Origin of the sequence: Bradyrhizobium liaoningense (assembly GCF_018130955.1) — a bacterium.
In the GTDB taxonomy this organism is placed as follows: Bacteria; Pseudomonadota; Alphaproteobacteria; order Rhizobiales; family Xanthobacteraceae; genus Bradyrhizobium; species Bradyrhizobium liaoningense_C.
On sequence record NZ_JAFCJM010000100.1, the window covers coordinates 1 to 19,156 of the forward strand.

At 63.9% G+C, this 19,156-nt stretch carries 16 protein-coding genes; 8 read left to right on the top strand and 8 right to left on the bottom strand.

Annotated elements, in window-relative coordinates; all coding sequences use genetic code 11:
- Positions 1–90 precede the first annotated feature (90 nt).
- Together JQ632_RS37405 and glpK are read right to left on the bottom strand one after the other, a co-directional pair.
- Positions 91–684 carry an N-acetyltransferase gene (locus JQ632_RS37405; RefSeq protein ID WP_212407725.1) on the bottom strand — a complete coding sequence of 198 codons (594 nt, stop codon included), beginning with the start codon at positions 682–684 and terminating at the stop codon, positions 91–93.
- A gap of 7 nt (positions 685–691) precedes the next feature.
- Positions 692–2,194, bottom strand: coding sequence for a glycerol kinase GlpK (glpK, locus tag JQ632_RS37410; protein ID WP_212407726.1), 1,503 nt, complete (start codon positions 2,192–2,194; stop codon positions 692–694).
- Positions 2,195–2,365: 171 nt separating this feature from the next.
- On the opposite strand from glpK, the gene JQ632_RS37415 reads away from it, so the two are divergent.
- Positions 2,366–3,727 (top strand): MBOAT family protein, encoded by a 1,362-nt coding sequence (locus JQ632_RS37415; RefSeq protein ID WP_212407727.1) that lies wholly within the window; start codon positions 2,366–2,368, stop codon positions 3,725–3,727.
- A 2-nt stretch (positions 3,728–3,729) separates the two neighbouring features.
- Positions 3,730–4,605, top strand: a complete 876-nt coding sequence (locus JQ632_RS37420) for a hypothetical protein (RefSeq protein ID WP_212407728.1) — start codon at positions 3,730–3,732, stop codon at positions 4,603–4,605.
- On the opposite strand, the gene JQ632_RS37425 is transcribed toward JQ632_RS37420, so the two are convergent.
- The 6 genes from JQ632_RS37425 to JQ632_RS37450 all read right to left on the bottom strand — a co-directional run bounded on the left by JQ632_RS37425 (position 4,606) and on the right by JQ632_RS37450 (position 13,275).
- On the bottom strand, positions 4,606–5,379 hold the full coding sequence (locus JQ632_RS37425) for an SDR family NAD(P)-dependent oxidoreductase (protein WP_212407729.1): 774 nt from the start codon (positions 5,377–5,379) through the stop codon (positions 4,606–4,608).
- 141 nt (positions 5,380–5,520) lie between these two features.
- Entirely contained in the window at positions 5,521–6,663 is a 1,143-nt protein-coding gene (gene pimD, locus JQ632_RS37430; protein ID WP_212407730.1) for a pimeloyl-CoA dehydrogenase small subunit, read from the bottom strand.
- 181 nt (positions 6,664–6,844) lie between these two features.
- Positions 6,845–8,035, bottom strand: a complete 1,191-nt coding sequence (pimC, locus tag JQ632_RS37435) for a pimeloyl-CoA dehydrogenase large subunit (protein ID WP_212407731.1) — start codon at positions 8,033–8,035, stop codon at positions 6,845–6,847.
- A 146-nt stretch (positions 8,036–8,181) separates the two neighbouring features.
- Complete coding sequence (locus JQ632_RS37440; protein WP_212407732.1) at positions 8,182–9,366, bottom strand: acetyl-CoA C-acyltransferase; 1,185 nt, start codon at positions 9,364–9,366, stop codon at positions 8,182–8,184.
- Entirely contained in the window at positions 9,363–11,054 is a 1,692-nt protein-coding gene (pimA, locus tag JQ632_RS37445) for a dicarboxylate--CoA ligase PimA (protein ID WP_212407733.1), read from the bottom strand. The genes JQ632_RS37440 and pimA overlap by 4 nt, the downstream gene beginning before the upstream one ends.
- Positions 11,055–11,178: 124 nt before the next feature.
- Positions 11,179–13,275, bottom strand: a complete 2,097-nt coding sequence (locus JQ632_RS37450) for a 3-hydroxyacyl-CoA dehydrogenase NAD-binding domain-containing protein (RefSeq protein ID WP_212407734.1) — start codon at positions 13,273–13,275, stop codon at positions 11,179–11,181.
- A 131-nt stretch (positions 13,276–13,406) separates the two neighbouring features.
- Between JQ632_RS37450 and JQ632_RS37455 the strand changes: the two genes are divergently transcribed.
- From JQ632_RS37455 to JQ632_RS37480, 6 genes are all read left to right on the top strand, one after another.
- Positions 13,407–14,273 (top strand): IclR family transcriptional regulator, encoded by an 867-nt coding sequence (locus JQ632_RS37455; protein WP_212407740.1) that lies wholly within the window; start codon positions 13,407–13,409, stop codon positions 14,271–14,273.
- 66 nt (positions 14,274–14,339) lie between these two features.
- Entirely contained in the window at positions 14,340–15,137 is a 798-nt protein-coding gene (locus JQ632_RS37460) for an ABC transporter ATP-binding protein (RefSeq protein WP_212407735.1), read from the top strand.
- Positions 15,134–15,847, top strand: a complete 714-nt coding sequence (locus JQ632_RS37465; protein WP_212407736.1) for an ABC transporter ATP-binding protein — start codon at positions 15,134–15,136, stop codon at positions 15,845–15,847. The genes JQ632_RS37460 and JQ632_RS37465 overlap by 4 nt, the downstream gene beginning before the upstream one ends.
- Positions 15,848–15,859: 12 nt before the next feature.
- Positions 15,860–16,738, top strand: a complete 879-nt coding sequence (locus JQ632_RS37470) for a branched-chain amino acid ABC transporter permease (RefSeq protein ID WP_212407737.1) — start codon at positions 15,860–15,862, stop codon at positions 16,736–16,738.
- 2 nt (positions 16,739–16,740) lie between these two features.
- The gene (locus JQ632_RS37475) at positions 16,741–17,757 is read left to right on the top strand and encodes a branched-chain amino acid ABC transporter permease (protein ID WP_212407738.1); all 1,017 of its coding nucleotides are present in this window, start codon (positions 16,741–16,743) and stop codon (positions 17,755–17,757) included.
- A gap of 34 nt (positions 17,758–17,791) precedes the next feature.
- A complete protein-coding gene (locus tag JQ632_RS37480) occupies positions 17,792–19,018 on the top strand; it encodes an ABC transporter substrate-binding protein (RefSeq protein ID WP_212407739.1) in 1,227 nt (408 codons plus the stop codon).
- Positions 19,019–19,156 lie beyond the last annotated feature (138 nt).

Consider the following 19,156-nt stretch of genomic DNA (forward strand, 5'->3'; position numbering starts at 1 on the left):
GCGACGCGCGCCACCAAATCGCGCCGTAGCTAGCGCGGCTTGGTTGGAAGGCCGAGGGGGCCCGTTACCCCATCTACAATCGTCCGCGCACTACTCGATGATCGGCACGTGTCTCGCCGCGGATCGCGGCGCGGTGCCGTCGAGGCGGGGATCGGCGGCGATCTCGACCTGGCGGCGGAACGGGCGGAAGCCGGAGCGTTGATAGAACGCAACTGCCGACGGATGATCAAAGGTGCAGGTATGCACCCAGACGCGGCGGAGGTCGCGAGACCAAGCGAGCTCCAGTGCGCGGTTCATCAGGAAGCGGGCAGCACCGCTGCCGATCAAGCTTGCACTGACACCGAAATAGACCAGTTCGCACTGGCCGGCTTCGCGAAAATCCAGCTCCAACAGGCCTTCATCGCAGCCGCCCACGCTCAGTGCATAAACTTCTATTCCCGGCGCGTGGATGACTGCGGCGAGCTCCGTGTCGTTCATGCGCGCCCGCGAAAACCACAGCCACTCCTCGCCGACACGGCGGTAGAGGTCGCGATACCAGTCGAGCGCGGGCGCGTCGACCTTGCGCAGGGTCCACTCGCCCAAGGGATCGTCACGGCGCGCAGGACGCGCGGTCATCTCCAGATGCGTGACGACGGCAGCGATCTTCCCCTTGGACACATCGGAATAGCCATCGGGAAGGATCATCCGCTCGTCACTCCCCCTCGTCGCTCGCCAGCACGCCCTTCACCGCGCGCGCCCAGCCGGCGAGTTTCCGCTCCCGTGTCTCCTCGCTCATGTTCGGCTTGAAGCGGTGCTCGAGGCGCCAATTGTCGGCGAATTTTGATGGCTCTGGATAGACCCCGGCGGCAAGACCGGCGAGATAGGCGGCGCCCAGCGCGGTGGTTTCCTGGATCACGGGGCGGTCGACCGGCGCGTCGAGAAGATCGGCGAGGCGCTGCATGGTCCAGTCGGATGCGGTCATGCCGCCGTCGACGCGCAGCACGACGCTGGCGGTCTCCGAGCTCGGCCAGTCCGCGCGCATCGCGGCCCAGAGGTCAAAAGTCTGGTAGCAGACGCTTTCGAGCGCTGCGTGTGCGAGCTCGGCAGGTCCGGTATTGCGGGTCAGCCCGAACAGCGCGCCGCGCACGCGCGGATTCCAGTAGGGCGCGCCCATGCCGACGAAGGCCGGGACGAGATAGACGCTCTGCATGCTGTCGGACTGGTCGGCGAGCGGACCGGTCTCGGCGGCGTGCTTGATGATGCCGAGCCCGTCGCGCAGCCATTGCACGGCGCTGCCTGCGACGAAGATCGAGCCTTCCAGCGCGTAGGTGCGTTTTCCCCCGAGCTGGTAGGCGATTGTGGTGAGCAGCTTGTTCTTGGATACAACGGGCGTCGTGCCGGTGTTGAGCAGGGCAAAGCAGCCGGTGCCGTAAGTCGACTTCATCATGCCCGGGCGGAAGCAGGCCTGGCCGATGGTCGCGGCCTGCTGGTCGCCGGCGATGCCGCAGATCGCAATCGCGCCGCCGAACAGGTCAGGTGCGCTCTCGCCGAAGCGGGCGGAGGAATCCTTCACCTCCGGGAGCATCGAGCGCGGCACGCGCAGCAGCTTCAACAGCTCGTCGTCCCATTCGCCGGTGTGGATGTTGAACAGCAGCGTGCGCGAGGCGTTGGTGGCATCTGTCGCGTGCACCTTGCCGCCGGTGAGCCGCCATAAGAGGTAGCAATCGACCGTGCCGAACATCAGCTCGCCGCGCTCGGCGCGCGCGCGGGCGCCGGGGACGTGGTCGAGGATCCATGCGACTTTTGTGCCGGAGAAATAGGGATCGATAATCAGGCCGGTCTTTTGGGAGATCATCGGCTCGTGGCCGTCGGCCTTCAGTTTCGAGCAGACATCAGCGGTGCGGCGGTCCTGCCAGACGATGGCGCGGTGCACGGCCTGGCCCGTGGCACGGTCCCATACCACGGTGGTCTCGCGCTGGTTGGTGATGCCGATCGCGGCGATGTCGTGGGCCTTCAGCCCGGCGCGCTCCAGCACGTCGCGGCAGACCATGACCGTCGAGGTCCAGATGTCCTCCGGCTCGTGCTCGACCCAGCCCGAGGCCGGGAAATGCTGCGGAAACTCCTGCTGCGCCTTCGCCGCGATGGAAATGTCGCTGCGAAACACGATCGCGCGCGAGGAGGTGGTGCCCTGATCGATGGCGAGGACGAAAGACATGGCTGATAACCTTGGCGTTTCCCGGATGAGGGAGGTTTATTGTGTCGCGCCAGAGAAAAGGGGATTGGGGCGGGAAGGTCAAGCTGGCTCTCCACTACCCTCCCCTAGAGGTGACAAAGCTATGACCGCATCCGTCAAAATGGTACATGCCGGGAACAACATCGGGGCGGCATGACTTTCACATCCTGGCAGTTCGGCGTTTTCGTCGCTGTTGTCTTCGGCATTTACTATCTGCCGGGCATTCGCAATTTCCAGGTCCAGCTTCTGGTGCTGGCGAGCGTATTTTTTTACGGCTACGGGCAGCCCGAGCTATTGTTGCTGCTGCTGGTCGCCGTCCTCGGCACCTATGTCTTCCTGGTTCTTGCCATTCGCAACCGCGCGCTCTGGCTGCCGGCGGGGATCGCCTTCAACCTCGCGCTGCTCGCCTTCTTCAAGTACAAATTCCTGTTCGTCGCTGCGCCTGCCGCCCACGTCACCGGCGTGACGCCGGTTGATTTTCTCTTGAGACTGCCGCTGCCGATCGGCATTTCCTTCTTCGTGTTCCACAATATCAGCCTGCTGGTCGACCTGACCCGCGACAGGAAAATCCCGCCGCCGCTGACGGACATCTTCCTGTACATCATCTTCTTCCCGCAGCTCGTCTCCGGCCCGATCACGCGTGCCGCGCAGTTCATGCCGCAAATCGTGCCGAAGCGCCTCGCCGACGTCGATTTCGTCGCGGCAGCGAAGTGGGTCCTGGCCGGGTATTTTTTCAAGCTCTACGTGGCCAACAATCTCAACGAGATGACGTCCTACATGGACTTTCCGCTCTACGAGACCTTGCGGACGCAGGACCGCTGGCTGCTGGTGGTGCTCTACAGCTACCAGATCTACGCCGACTTCTTCGGCTATTCGGCGATCGCGCTCGGCCTCGGCCTGCTGTTCGGCTACCGCCTGCCGGTCAATTTCGACCTGCCCTACATCTCGACCTCGTTCTCGGAGTTCTGGACACGCTGGCACATCTCGCTGTCGATGTGGCTCCGCACCTATCTCTACATCCCGCTCGGCGGCAACCGGCACGGCCGGCTGCGCACTTATCTCAACCTGATGATCGTGATGACGCTCGGCGGGCTCTGGCACGGCGCGAGCCTGAGCTACGCGCTGTGGGGCATGCTGCACGGGTTGCTGCTCGTCATCGAGCGGCCGTTCCTGGCACTATTCCAAAAAGCCGGCCCGGTCGTGCAGACCGTGCGGATGGGCGTCGTATTCCTGTGCGTGACGATGCTGTGGATCTTCTTCAAGCTGCCGAACTTCAATCATGCGCTCGCCTATCTGCACGGCATGTTCACGGCGACGAACAGTCCCAACCCGACAAAGCTATTCTACAATCTTGCGCTACTCTACTCGCTGCCGGTGCTGATCCAGCATCTCAAGCTCGGCGCGCTCGTCTCCGGGTCGTTGCGGCGCTGGGAGCCCTATCTCTATGGCGCGCTGGCGGCGCTGGCCTTCCTCGAGGCGGGGCCCGACACCGCTTTCATCTATTTCCAGTTCTGACCATGAAGCCGTTGCCCGCCCTCTCCTGGCTCTTCAAATGCGCGCTGGCGGCGGCGGCCGTGCTGCTTGTTGGACGGTTCGCGACCGTCTCGACCGGCGCCGGCCTGCAACAGCCGGCGGTCACGACACGCGACGGCAGCCTCGTCACGCTGAACCGCTACGTGCAGGAGCCGACGCCCGATGTCGTGCTGGTCGGCAGTTCGGTCACCTGGCGGCTGAAGGAAGAGTATTTTTCGGCGTCCCGCATGCGCAATCTTGCGCTTGCCGGCGGCTCGCCGGTCACCGGCCTCGAAATCGTGGCGAAGCAGCAGCGACTGCCGAAGACCGTACTGATCGAAACCAATGTGCTGTCGCGCCCCATCGATCGCGCACTGGTCGAGCGTTTTTCGGGCAACGAGCGTTCGGATTCTTCTTTCTTCCGGCCGGTGCGAACCGCGATCGCGGCATTCGAGACCTGGAACCATGCACCGCCGGATCCGGCACGCGTACGCGCGTCGCTGGAGAACCTCCTGAGACAGCCGCCCTCCACCTTCGACAATCGCGCCTATGTCGAGCGCGCAGTAAATGAGATGAATGCGGAAAACGCGACCACACAAGCACACGCCAATGCTATCCGCATCAGGCAACTGATCGAGACGATCGAACGGCGGGGGTCGCGCGCGTTGCTGATCGACGTTCCACTGGCGCCGGAGATTGAAGGAACGAACCTGATCAGGACGACCCGCGCCATCGTGCGGGAGGTCTTTCCGGATGCGAACGCATGGCTATCGATCGATGCGCCAAGGTCCGAACTGCGCTTCGCAGACGGGGTGCATCTCGACGAACGCTCCGCTCTCATCGTGGCGCGGGCGATCGAAAACGCGCTCGCCTCTCGCTAGCTACACCGCCGCCGTGGTCACGCCGCCGTCGATTACGATGGTCTGGCCGGTCATGAAGCTCGACGCATCGGAGGCGAGATAGGCGACCGCGCCGGCGATCTCGTCGGGCTCACCGATGCGACGGAGCGGCGTGGTGGCGGTGCGGCGTTTGAGCAGCGCTTCGTCCTCCCAGAGCGCGCGGGCGAAGTCGGTTTTCACAAGCCCCGGCGCGATGCAATTGACGCGTACGCCCTTCGGGCCCCATTCGCCGGCGAGCGAGCGGCACAGGGCGAAATCGGCGGCCTTGGAGATGCCATAGGCGCCGATCACGGTCGAACCGCGCAGGCCGCCGATCGAGGAGATGATGATCACGGAGCCGCCTCCGCGTTCGGCCATTTGCGGGATCGCCAGCGCCGAGAGCCAGATGTTGCTCTTGACGTTCGAGCCCATGATCTTGTCGAAGGCCTCGTCCGTGATGTCGAGCAGCGGGCCGTAATAGGGGTTCACCGCGGCGTTGCAGACGAGAATGTCGATCCTGCCGTAATGGCTGGTCGCGCCCGACATCAGCGCCTCGACCTCGTTCCGGCGCGCGATGTTGCAGGGGATGACGATGGCATCGCCGCCGGCCTTGACGATGCCGTCGGCGACTTCCTTGCAGGCGTCGGCCTTGCGCGAGGAGACCACGACCTTGGCGCCGAGTTTTGCGAGCAGTTCGGCGGAGGAGCGGCCGATGCCACGGCTGGAGCCGGTGACGACGGCGACTTTTCCGGTGAGATCGAACGGGGTGTTTTTCATTGTTGTTGCTCCCTCTCCTCTTCGTCATTCCGGGGCGCGACGAAGTCGCGAACCCGGAATCCATTTCACCGCGCGTGATGCTGCACAATGGATCCCGGGCTCATCGCTTCGCGATGCCTCGGGATGACAGTCATCGTGTGGCTAGATCAACCCGCCCGCATCAGCCACGCGGCGCTGGTGGTACTCGGTGTCGCCAAACGTGTTCTCGATCATGGTCAGGCGCTTGAAGTAGTGGCCGATCTTCGCCTCCATGGTCATGCCGATGCCACCGTGGAGCTGGATCGACTGCTGGCCGACGAATTTCAGCGACTTGCCGATCTGCACCTTGGCCGCCGCAATCGCATTGCTGCGCTCCTTGGCGTCCTCGAAATCGTTCGCCATGGTGGCAAACATCGACATCGAGCGGGCCTGCTCGGCGGCGACGAACATGTCGGAGGCGCGGTGCTGGAGGCTCTGGAACGAACCGATCGCGACACCAAACTGCTTGCGCGTCTTGATGTACTCGACCGTGGTCTTGAGCGACTCGTCCATCAGCCCGACAGCCTCGGCGCAGAGCGCGACGCGGGCTTCATCTACCACGCGCTCGATCAGCACGAGCGCGTCCTCGGGATTGCCGAGCGCGGCGTCGCTACCAACCTCGACACCGGTGAAGGTGATGTCGGCGGCGTGCAGGCCGTCCTGGGTCGGATAGGATTTTTTGGCGATGCCCTTGGCGTTTGCAGGAACCAGGAAAACGCCGACGCCGGTCTTGTCGCGGCGGTCGCCCTTGGTGCGCGCGGTGACGATGAGCGTGTCGGCGTTCTCGCCATTGAGCACGACAAATTTTTCGCCGTCGATAACGTAACCCTCGCCCTTCTTCTTCGCCGTCGTGGACACGTCGAACAGGTCGTAGCGCGAGTTCTTCTCGACCTGCGCGAAGGCAAACGTCTTGCTGCCGTCGATGATGCCGGGCACATGCGCGGCCTTCTGCGCATCCGAGCCGCCATGGCGCAGGAAGCCGCCGCCGATCACGACGGTCGCCAGATACGGCTCGAGCACCAGCGCCTTGCCGAGCGCTTCCATGACGATCATGGTCTCGACGCCGCCGGCGCCAAAACCGCCATCGGCCTCCGCGAAGGGCAGGCCGAGCAGGCCCTGCTCGGCGAGCTTGCCCCAGACGGCTTTGCTCCAGCCGCCCTTCTCCTTCATATACTTCTTGCGCTGCTCGAAATCGTAGGAATCCGTCAGCAGGCCGTCGACGCTGTCCTTGAGAAGCCGCTGCTCCTCGGTCAAATCAAAATCCATCTTCCTTGCTTCCTCGTACCCGGATCATCTGACTTCGTCATTCCGGGATGGCCCGAAGGGACAGACCCGGAATCCATCTCGCCTTTGAACGTGCGGCCCGATGGATTCCGGGCTCGCGACTTCGTCGCGCCCCGGAATGACGGTGGAAAATTGCCCTCCCCGCGTGCGGGGAGAGGTGACATCACAGCCCCAGCACCGCCTTGGCGATGATGTTGCGCTGGATCTCGTTGGAACCGCCGTAGATCGAGACCTTGCGATTGTTGAAGTAGCTCGGCGCGATCTGGGCGGTCCAGTCCATGGCTTCGTTCGAACCGTCGTCACCATGGACGTCATAGGGCGCCGCAAACGGACCGATGACTTCCATCAGCAGCTCGGTCGTGGTCTGCTGAATCTCCGAGCCCTTGATCTTGAGCACCGAGGACGCCGGATTGGGCTTGCCCTTGCCGTGCTTGCCCTCGTCGGCGACGACGCGGAGCTGGGTCAGTTCCAGGGCCTTCAGCTCGATCTCGCAGGCCGCGAGCTTGTCGCGGAAGGCGGAGTCCTGGATGATCGGCTTGCCGCCGGACTCGACCTTGCCCGCGAGCTCCTTGATGCGGCGCAGCCGCTCCTTGGAGACGCCGACCCGCGCGATGCCGGTGCGCTCATTGCCGAGCAGGAATTTTGCGTAATCCCAGCCCTTGTTCTCCTCGCCGATCAAATTCTCGATGGGCACCTCGACATCGTCGAAGAAGACTTCGTTGACCTCGTGGCCGCCGTCGATAGTCTGGATCGGGCGCACGGTGACGCCCTTCGACTTCATGCTGAAGACGATGAAGGAGATCCCCATCTGCTTCTTGGCGCTCGCATCGGTGCGGCACAGGCAGAAGATCATGTCGGCGTGCTGGGCGAGCGTGGTCCAGGTCTTCTGGCCGTTGATGATCCACTTGTCGCCCTTGCGCTCGGCCTTGGTCTTGAGCGAGGCGAGGTCCGATCCCGAGCCCGGCTCCGAAAAACCCTGGCACCACCAGTCGTCGACATTGGCGATGCGCGGCAGGTACTTCTTCTTCTGCTCCTCATTGCCGAAGGTGTAGATGACCGGGCCGACCATGCTGACGCCGAAGGCGAGCGGCTGCGGCGCCGGATAGGACTGCAGCTCTTCGTTGAAGATGTAGTGCTGCACGGATGTCCAGCCCGTGCCGCCATACTGCGTCGGCCAGTGGCTGACGCCCCAGCCCTTCTTGTTGAGGATGCGCCACCACGTCACCATCTCGTCCTTCGAGAGACGACGGCCCTCGACCAGCTTGCGCCGCGTATCCGGCGGCACGTTGTCGCGGAAGAACTGCCGCACTTCCTCGCGAAACGCCTGCTCTTCTTTCGTGAATGCGAGATCCATCGGATCCTCCTGTGAGCTTCTCTTGTCGTCCCGGCGAAAGCCGGGACCCATAACCACCGGCCTTCGTTGTTGCGAAGGCCATTACCATCTGCGTTCCATACGCCTGCCGCGGCGTATGGGTCCCGGCTTTCGCCGGGACGACGCAACTACTGCAACACCTCGAACAAACCTGCCGCGCCCATGCCGCCGCCGACGCACATGGTGACGACCGCGTACTTGGCCTTGCGGCGGCGACCCTCGATCAGGGCGTGGCCGGTAAGGCGCGCGCCCGACATGCCGTAAGGATGGCCGACCGAGATCGCGCCGCCATTGACGTTGACCTTCTCGGGATCGATGCCGAGCTTGTCGCGGCAGTAGAGCACCTGCACGGCAAACGCCTCGTTCAATTCCCAGAGACCGATGTCGTCGACCTTGAGGCCATGGCGCTTGAGCAGCCGCGGCACGGCGAACACCGGTCCAATGCCCATCTCGTCCGGCTCGCAGCCGGCGGAGACGAAGCCGCGGAAGATGCCGAGCGGCTTCAACCCGCGCTTGGCCGCTTCCTTGTCGCTCATGATCACGGAGGCGCTGGCACCGTCCGAGAGCTGGCTGGCGTTGCCGGCGGTAACGGTGAAGCCGTCGCCGCGCACCGCCTTGAGGCCGGCGAGGCCTTCCGCCGTGGTCTCGGGCCGCGGCCCTTCGTCCTGCGACAGCGTCACGTCCTTGAAAGACACGGCGCCGGTCGCCTTGTCCGTCACCGCCATCTTGGTCGTGATCGGCGCGAGCTCGTCCTTGAACTTGCCGCCCTGCTGGGCGGCCGCCGTGCGGCGCTGGCTCTCCAGCGAATATTCGTCCTGCTTCTCGCGCGAGATGTTGTAACGCTTGGCGACCACCTCGGCGGTGTCGATCATGGGCATATAGACCTCGCCCTTGATCTCCAGCAGCGCAGGATCCTGCGCCTGGAACAGGTTCATCTTGTCGTTCTGCACGAGGCTGATCGATTCGCCGCCGCCGACCGCGATCTCGACGCCGTCAAAGATCACCGAGCGGGCGGCCAGCGCGATTGCCTGCAAGCCCGAGGCGCACTGCCGGTCGATGGTCGTGCCGGCGACCGTGACGGGAAGGCCGGCGCGGAGCAGCGCCTTGCGCGCGATGTTGCCGCCGGTCGAGCCCTGCTGGAGCGCCGCACCCATCACGACGTCCTCGATCTCCTTCGGATCGACCTTGGCGCGGGCGACCGCCTCGCCGATCGCATGACCGAGCAGGGTCGCGCCTCCGGTGGCGTTGAGCGCGCCGCGATAGGCCTTGCCGATCGGTGTGCGGGCGGTGGAAACGATGACGGCGTCAGTCACGAGCGAACTCCTGTTGCGACTTGCTGTGGTGTTGATTGCGAAGACGGTTTTTGCTGCTGGCGCAATTCATGGCGCGACAGCTTGCCGACCGGGGTACGCGGCAATTCGTCGACGAACTCGACCGCCGCCGGCAATTCGTGCTTGCCGACCTTGCCGGTGAGAAACCCGCGCAGCTCGTCGGCCGAGAACGGCTTTGCGTCCGGCTTGAGCTTGATGAAGGCCTTGGCCGCCTCGCCGCGATACTGATCGGGGATGCCGATGACGATGACTTCATGCACACCGGGGTGCGTATAGATCGCCTGCTCGATCATCTGCGGATAGACGTTGAAGCCGCCGGAGATGATCATGTCCTTCTTGCGGTCGACCAGGAAGAAATAGCCGTCCTTGTCCATGTAGCCGATGTCGCCGGTGAGGAAGCGGCCATCGGCAAAGGACTCCGCGGATTCCTTCGGCTTGTTCCAATAACCCCTGGTGACGTTCGGGCCCTTGATGCGGATCTCGCCGACTTCGCCCGTCGGCATCACCTTGGTCGGATCGTCCAGTGACACGACGTCGAGCTCGATGCCGGGCAGCATCAACCCGATCGAACCAGGCTTGTCCGGCCCTTCCTGCGGATGGCCGGTGCCGGGCGAGCAGGTCTCGGTCATGCCCCAGCCGCTCTTCAGCTTCTTGCCGATCTTGCGCTCGAAGAAGTTTGCGACCTCCACCGGCAGCGGCGCACCGCCGGAGCCGATGGTGTTGAGCGAGGAGAAGTCGCGCTTGTCGAGATCGGGAAGCGCGGCGATCGCGATCCACATCGTCGGCACGCCCGGGAAATAGGTGGCGCGCTTGACCTCGATGTCGCGCATCACGGCTTCGACGTCGAAACGCTGATGGATCGAGATCAGATTACCGCGGCGGATCGAGGAGAGCAGCACGACGGTCAGCGCGAAGATGTGGAACAGTGGCAGCACGCAGATCACGCGCTCGATGACGTCGCCGCGTGCCGCACGCGTGGTCTTGCCCCAGACGTCGTAGATCGACACCGCCGAGGTGAGATTGCCGTGCGTCAGCATCGCGCCCTTCGGCAGGCCCGTGGTGCCGCCGGTATATTGCAGGAGCGCGACATCGTCGGCCGTGACGACCGGCCATTGCGCGGGCTTGGCTGCACCGTCGACGAACTGCTTGAAGGTGACGATCTTGGGGTTGTCGGGGATCGGCGCCTGCGGCGTGCCGAGCTTGCCCCAATTGTCGTCCTCGCAGACGATCAATTTGTCGATCAGCCCCTTGTCGAGGAATTTCAGTGCGGTCGGCAGCAGAGCGGCGAGGTTCGAGGTCACGAGTACGCGCGCGCCGGAATCGCTGACCTTGTGCGACAGCGCGATCTCGCCGTCGAGCGGCGACAGATGCGCGACGCGCGCGCCCGCCTTCAGCGCGCCGAAGAAACTGACGGGATGATCCGGCGTATTGCCGAGGAACAGCGCGACGGAGCTGTTCTTGCCGCAGCCGGCACGCAGGAAAGCCGCCGCCGCCTGCTCTACCTCCGACTCCAGCTCAGCATAGGTGATCGGCCGGTCGCGGAATTCAAGCGCGGCGCGCGAACCGTAATCCGCGGCTGCCTTGGACAAGAGGTCCGGCAGCGTTCCCTGGACGATCGTGTCGTCCCACCGCACGCCCTCGGGGTAAAACTGTCCGCCGGGATGGGTCATTGATGCCTTCAGCCAAACAAACCGTCATTCCGGGGCGATGCGAAGCATCGAACCCGGAATCTCGAGATTCCGGGTTCGCCCTTCGGGCGCCCCGGAATGACTGAGGTGGGAGCACGAAGCCCCATCACGCCGCTTTCGACGCCGCCGCGAGCGAAGCGAACGTCTGGCCTTCGGCAGCGAGCTTCTTCACCAGCGGTGCGGGCTCGAGGCTCGGGTCGTTGGTTTCCTTGGCATAGAAGGAGAGCCGGTCAGCGATGTGCTTGAGGCCCACCGTATCTGCCCAGTACATCGGACCGCCGCGATAGATCGGCCAGCCGTAGCCATAGAGCCAGACCACGTCGATGTCGCTCGGACGCGCCGCGATGCCCTCTTCGAGGATTTTTGCACCCTCGTTGATCATCGGATACATCATGCGCTCCAAAATCTCGTCGTCGCTGACGACGCGCTTCTTGCGCCCCAGGCGAAGGAGCGTCTCGTCGATCAGCTTTTCGACTTCCGGATCGGGCATCGGCGCGCGCGAACCGGCTTCGTACTTGTAGTAGCCCTTGCCGGTCTTCTGACCGAAGCGGCCAGCTTCACAGAGCGCATCCGCGATCTCCGACTTGATGCCGCGATCTTTCCGCGAGCGCCAGCCGATGTCGAGGCCGGCGAGGTCGCCCATCGCGAACGGCCCCATCGGCATGCCGAATTTTGTCACGACGGCGTCGACCTGCTGCGGCAAGGCGCCTTCGAACAGCAGCTTCTCGGACTGCTTGCCACGCTGGGCCAGCATGCGGTTGCCGACAAAGCCGTCGCAGACGCCGACCACGGCCGGCACCTTTGCGATCTTGCGCGCGATCGACACGGCGGTGACCAGCGCGTCGGGCGCGGTCTTGTCGGCGCGCACGATCTCGCAGAGCTTCATGACGTTGGCCGGCGAGAAGAAGTGCATGCCCAAAACGTCCTGCGGACGCTTGGTCGCCTTCGCGATCTCGTCGATGTTGAGATAGGACGTGTTGGAGGCGAGCACGGCGCCGGGCTTGGCGAACTCGTCGAGCTTGCCGAATACCTCCTTCTTCACCGCCATGGTCTCGAACACGGCCTCGATCACCAGGTCAGCGTCCTTGACGTTCTCGAGGCCAACCTTGCCGTCGATCAGCGCCATGCGCTTGGCGGGTGCGTCGGCCGGGATGCCGCCGCGCGCCGCGGTCGCTTCCCAGTTCTTCTGCATGATGCCCATGCCGCGCTTCAACTGCTCTTCGGCGGTCTCGATCAGCGTGACGGGAATGCCGGCATTGGCAAAGGACATCGCAATGCCGCCGCCCATGGTGCCGGCGCCGAGCACGGCGACGCGGTTGACGGGGCGCGACTTGGTGCCATCAGGCACGCCCGCGATCTTGTTGGCCTCGCGCTCTGCGAAGAACGCATAGCGCTGCGCCTTCGACTGATCGCTGACGAGGAGCTTCATAAAACCCTCGCGCTCCTTCTTCAGACCTTCGTCGAAGGGATAATCGATCGCAGCACCGACGGCGTCGGCGGCTGCGAACGGAGCCTCGAGGCCACGGGCCTTCTTGGTCAGCGCCGCAACCGCGTTGGTGAAGATCGAGCGATCGGCCTTGGCGGCGGCAAGCTTGGAATCATCGTCGCGCAGACGGCGCAGCGGCCGCTTCTCGGCCAGCACCTTCCTGGCGAAGGCTTCGCCACCGGAGGCCGGCCCCTCGACAATCTCCTCGATCAGGCCGTTCTTCAGTGCTTCCGCGGCGCCGATCGGGTCGCCTCCGACCACCATCTTGACCGCGAGTTCCGGGCCGACCGCACGCGGCAGGCGCTGCGTTCCGCCGGCACCCGGCAACAGGCCGAGCTTCACCTCGGGCAGGCCGAGCTTGGCGTCCTTGGTCGCGACGCGGAAGTGGCATGCCAGCGCCACTTCGAGGCCGCCGCCGAGCGCGGTGCCGTGGATCGCGGCGACGATCGGCTTCGGCGAATTCTCCATCTCCGCCAGCACTTCGTTGAGGCCGGGCGGCTTCGGCGGCTTGCCGAACTCGGTAATGTCGGCGCCGGCAATGAAGGTGCGGCCGGCGCAGGTCAGCACGATGCCCTTGATGGCGGGATCCGCGACCGCGGCCTTGATGCATTCCAAAATGCCGCCACGGACCGCGGCGCTAAGCGCATTCACAGGAGGGCTGTTGACCGTGACGACGCCGATGTCGTCATGACGCTCGAGTTTCACCACTTCGCTCACGGCATACCCTCCTTGGTGGGGATTTACTTTTATTCGATTTCGCGGTGCGGAATTTAATTCCGCATCTTGACGGCAGGGTTATTTTGAAGCACGAGCCTTGTCAACGACTCCGCGCAAGAAGCAGATCAGGGATGAAGCGTACAGGGAAGAAACCAGCGACCGATCGGAATTTCGTCGTCGCGCTCTCCCGCGGACTAGATGTATTGCGCGCATTCCACCCCAACGACGGGCTTCTTGGCAATCAGGAGATCGCGGCCCGTACGAACCTGCCCAAGCCGACGGTGTCACGGCTGACTTACACGTTGACGAGGCTTGGTTATCTTACTCCGGTTCCCCGCTTCGAAAAGTATCAGCTCGCGCCGGCCGCGCTGGCGCTCGGCTACGCAGCGCTGGCTAATCTCGGCATTCGCCATTTGTCCGAGCCGTTCCGCGAGGAAGTGATGCGCGCGACCGGCGGCGCAGTCGCCGTCGGCGGCCGCGACCGCCAGAGCATGATCTATTTCGGGCAAAGCCGGGGCAGCGAGACGGTCGGCGTTCAACTTGACGTCGGCTCGCGTGTGCCGATTGCAACCAGCGCGATGGGCCGCGCCTATTTCTGGGCGCTGGGTGAAGACGAACGCGCCACGCTGCTGCGCGATCTGCGCGAACATTACGGCAGCCGCTGGCCCAAGCTGCGCGACGGCTTGGAGCGCTCCGGCGAGACCGTCGCAAAGTACGGTTTTGCGATTTCGGTCGGCGACTGGCACGACGACATCGGCGCTGCCGGCGTCGCGCTCAAGCTCAATGACGGAACCGGTCCCTACGCATTCAATTGCGGTGCGCCGGCATTCCGCTTCACGGAAGAGCGTTTGATCAACGACATTGGACCACGTCTGCTCGCGATGGTAAGGAACATTGAAGCGGCACTCGGTGGTTTGCTGCCCACTTCGAATAAAGAAAACAGCAAGAAGCTGAAATCAGGAGGAAAAGTTGCGCGTGTGGCCGAGGGGATCAGATAGCCTTTGTCGTTGCAGAGGGCGAAATGTTTCGCCCTTCGGCCCACTCAACACCGTGGGCGAGACGAGATGACGCAGGCACAGCTCGCGCAGGGGACTTCGCCTCTGCTCGCGGTTCGCGACGTCAGTGTCGTGTTCGGCGGAATCGTCGCGCTCAACGGCGTGACCTTCGACATGCACAAGGGTCAGATCCTCGGATTGATCGGCCCCAACGGCGCCGGCAAGACCACGCTGTTCAACTGCCTGTCCCGACTCTATCAGCCCTCGTCCGGCGACATCCTGATGGAAGGCGTGAGCATCCTGTCGCGCCCGCCGCACAAGATCGCCGAGATCGGCATCGGCCGCACCTTCCAGAACGTGGCGCTGTTTCCGAACCTTTCGGTTATGGACAACGTCCGCGTCGGCACGCACGCACGCACCTCCAGCGACATCATCAGCGACTCCCTGAAGCTCGCCTGGGTTCGCCGCAGCGAGGCCAGCGTCAACAAGAAGGTGCACGAGATCCTCGACTATCTCGACCTCGGCGACGTCGCGCACACCGTCGTCTCCGGCCTGCCCTTCGGTACGCAGAAGCGCGTCGAGCTGGCGCGCGCGCTCGCCGCAGACCCGAAGATCCTGCTGCTCGACGAGCCGGCCGGCGGTCTCAACCATGAAGAAGTCTATGTGCTCGGCGACCTCATTCGCCGCATCCGCGACGACCGCCACATGACCGTGCTGCTGGTCGAGCATCACATGGGTCTCGTGATGTCGATCGCCGACCACGTCGTCGCATTGAATTTCGGCAAGAAGCTCGCGGAAGGCACGCCGGCCCAGGTGCAGGCGGACCCCGACGTCATCAAGGCCTATCTCGGGAGCAAGGACCAATGACGCAGTTGCTCAACGTCAAGGATCTGCGCGCCTATTACGGCCAGGTCCAGGCCCTTCACGGCCTTTCCTTCTCTCTCAACGAAGGCTCGCTCACCACGCTGCTGGGAGCCAACGGCGCCGGCAAGACCACCACGTTGCGCGCGATCTGCAACATGGTGCGTTCCACCGGCGCAATCGAGTTCGAGGGCAAGCCTCTGACCAATCGCTCGACGGAAAACATCGTGCGCTTCGGCATCGCCCATGTGCCGCAGGGCCGCGGCACCTTCACCAACATGACGGTGGAGGAAAACCTGCAGCTCGGGGCCATCACCCGGAAGGACAATGCCAGCATCGTCTCGGACATCGAGCGCATGTACGCCCATTTCCCGGTGCTGAAGCAGCGGCACACCCAGCAGGCCGGCACGCTCTCCGGCGGCGAGCAGCAGATGCTCGCGGTGGCGCGTGCGCTGATGCTGCGGCCGCGGCTGATGCTGCTGGACGAGCCGTCCTTCGGCCTCGCGCCGCTGGTCGTGCGCGACCTGTTCGGCATCCTCGGCAAGATCAATCGCGAGGACAAGGTCACCATCCTGGTGGTGGAGCAGAACGCGCAGCTCGCGCTGGAGCTCGCGGACCAGGCCTATGTAATCGAGACCGGACGCATCGTGATGTCGGGCAATGCCAAGGACATCGCCAACAACGAAGACATCCGCAAATCCTATCTGGGTTACTGAGGAGCCGGGACAATGGAGCTTTTCACCAACCAAATCCTGGCTGGGATTGCCACCGGCGCCATCTATGCCTGCATGGCGCTGGCGGTGGTCATGATCTACCAGGCGATCGACCATCTCAACTTCGCGCAAGGAGAGATGGCGATGTTCGCGACCTTCGTCTCCTGGCAGCTGATGCAGTGGGGCGTGCCCTATTGGGGCGCTTTCGCGCTCACGCTGGTCTTCGCCTTCGCCGGCGGCATCGTAATCGAGCGAGTCCTGTTCAAGCCGCTCGCCAAAGCTCCGATCCTGACCAACGTCGCCGGCTTCATCGCGCTGTTCGCAATCATCAACTCGTGCGCCGGCCTGATCTGGGACTTCACGATCAAGCAATACCCGACCCCGTTCGGCTCCGCGCCGTTCCTCGGCAGCCAGCTCATCTCGACCCACCAGGCCGGCATGATCGGCGTCACCCTGCTGCTGCTGATCGGGCTGTTCTTCTTCTTCCAGTACACCCGGATTGGCCTTGCGATGCGGGCGGCGGCGGCACTGCCGGAATCGGCCCGGCTCGTCGGCATCAACACGAGCTGGATGATCGCGCTCGGCTGGGGCATGGCGTCCGCCATCGGCGCCATCGCCGGCATGCTGATCGCGCCGGTCGTGTTCCTGGAGCCCAACATGATGGGCGGCGTGCTGATCTACGGCTTCGCCGCGGCCGTGCTCGGTGGGCTGACGAGCCCGTTCGGCGCCGTGGTCGGCGGCTTCCTGATGGGCGTCTTCGAGAACCTCGCCGGCACCTACATCCCCGGCGTCGGCAATGAACTGAAACTTCCGATCGCGCTCGCGCTGATCATTTCCGTCCTGGTCGTCAAACCCGCTGGTCTGTTCGGCCGGCACATCGTCAAGCGAGTTTGATCATGAGCGCTGCAGAAGAAGTCGTCGCAGAAGGCCACGAGAGGGTCGAGGCGGTTCCGAAGCGGGCCATGACGCTGGGCACGACCACCTCGCTGGTGGTGCTCGCGGCACTGCTGATCGTGCCTGTCTTCGCCAAGAACTTCATCATCTTCCAGATCACGATGCTCCTGATCTACGGGCTCGCGGTGCTGGCGCTGAACATCCTCACCGGCGGCTCGGGCCAGTTCTCGCTCGGCCAGAGTGCGTTCTACGCGGTCGGCGCCTATACGGCGGCGGTCCTGATGGAGCAGTTCAACGTCAACTACGCGTTGACGCTGCCGATCGCAGGCGTGATCTGCTTCGGATTCGGGTATCTGTTCGGCAAGCCGGCGCTGCGGCTGTCGGGCGTCTATCTGGCGCTCGCGACATTTGCGCTTGCCACCGCCATGCCGCAGCTCCTGAAACTGAACTTCCTGGAGCACTGGACCGGCGGCGTGCAGGGCCTCGTCGTCACCAAGCCGGACGCGCCGTTCGGGCTGAAGGTGTCGCAGGACACCTGGCTCTACTACTTCACGCTCGCGGTCACGGTGGCGATCTACATCTTCTCGGTGAACCTGCTGCGCTCCCGCTCGGGGCGCGCCTTCATGGCGATCCGCGACAACGAGATCGCGGCTTCCTCGATGGGCGTCAACGTCGCGCTGTACAAGACGCTGGCGTTCGGCGTGTCCGCCGGCATCACGGGCGTCTCCGGCGCATTAGGCGCCATCGCGGTGCAGTTCGTGGCGCCCGACAGCTACACCATCACGCTCGCGATCTCGCTGTTCCTCGGCATGGTCGTCGGCGGCGTCGGCTGGCTGCCCGGGTCCTTCGTCGGCGCGGCCTTCATCATCTTCGTCCCGAACATCGCGGAGAGCATCTCCAAGGGCCTCTCCGGAGCCGTGTTCGGCGTCCTCCTTTTCCTCGTCATCTTCCTCGTGCCGCACGGCGCAAGGCAGGTTGCGATCGTCAGCCAGCAATTGCTGGGCAAGCTCAGAAAGTGAAGTTCACTCCCCAAACGGATAGAAGGAGACCAAATTGCTCTTGCGACAACTAAGAATCGCCGCGCTTGCGACGGCGATCGCGACGTTCACCTCCGGCGCAGCACTCGCCCAAAAGAAATACGATACCGGCGCGACCGACTCCGAGATCAAGATCGGCAACATCATGCCGTATTCCGGTCCGGCGTCCGCTTACGGCGTGATCGGCAAGACCGAAGAAGCCTATTTCAAGATGATCAACGACCAGGGCGGTATCAACGGTCGCAAGATCAACTTCGTCACCTATGATGACGGCTACTCGCCGCCGAAGGCGGTGGAGCAGGTGCGCAAGCTCGTCGAGAGCGACGAGGTGCTGGTGGTGTTCAATCCGCTCGGCACGCCCTCCAACAGCGCGATCCAGAAGTACCTGAACGCCAAGAAGATCCCGCAGCTCTTCGTGGCCACGGGCGCCACCAAGTGGAACGACCCCAAGACCTTCCCCTGGACCATCGGCTGGCAGCCCTCCTACCAGAGCGAGGCGCTGATCTACGCGAAATGGCTGATGAAGGAGAAGCCCGAGGCCAAGGTCGCGGTGCTCTACCAGAACGATGATTTCGGCAAGGACTATCTGAAGGGCACCAAGGACGGTCTCGGCGCCAAGGCCGCGTCCACGATCGTCATGGAGGAGAGCTACGAGGTCTCCGAGCCCTCGGTCGATTCCCACATCGTGAAGATCAAGGCCGCCAATCCCGACGTGCTGCTGATCTACGCCACGCCGAAATTCGCGGCGCAGACCATCAAGAAGACCGCCGAGCTCGGCTGGAAGCCGCTCCAGATCCTCACCAACGTGTCGATCTCGGTCGGCAGCGTGATGCGGCCGGCGGGCTTCGAGAACGGCCAGGGCGTGCTGTCGGCGGCCTATGCCAAGGACTCGACCGATCCGCAGTGGAGCAGCGATCCCGGCATGAAGAAGTGGAACGAGTTCGTCGACAAGTACCTGCCGGGCGCGGACAAGAGCGACACCAGCATGGTGTACGGCTATGGGGCAGCCCAGACGCTGGTCAAGGTGCTCGAAATGTGCGGCGACGACCTTACCCGCGCCAACGTCATGAAGCAGGCGGCGAGCCTGAAGGATTTTGCCCCGGACACCCTGCTGCCCGGCGTAAAGCTCAACACCAGCGCCACCGACTTCGCCCCGATCGCCCAGCTCCAGATGCAGCGCTTCAAGGGTGAGAAGTGGGAACTGTTCGGCGAAATCATCAGCGGCGACATCGCCTCCGAGTGACGCGCTGACCGAACGGTCAGGACGAACGAGCCCCCGCACGCCGGTGCGGGGGCTTTTTGTGTGTGCCGAGCATGATCGACAGCTTGGAGGTGGAAGTCTTCTATCCAGCCTGATGGCGGCGAAGGATTAGCAAAGCGC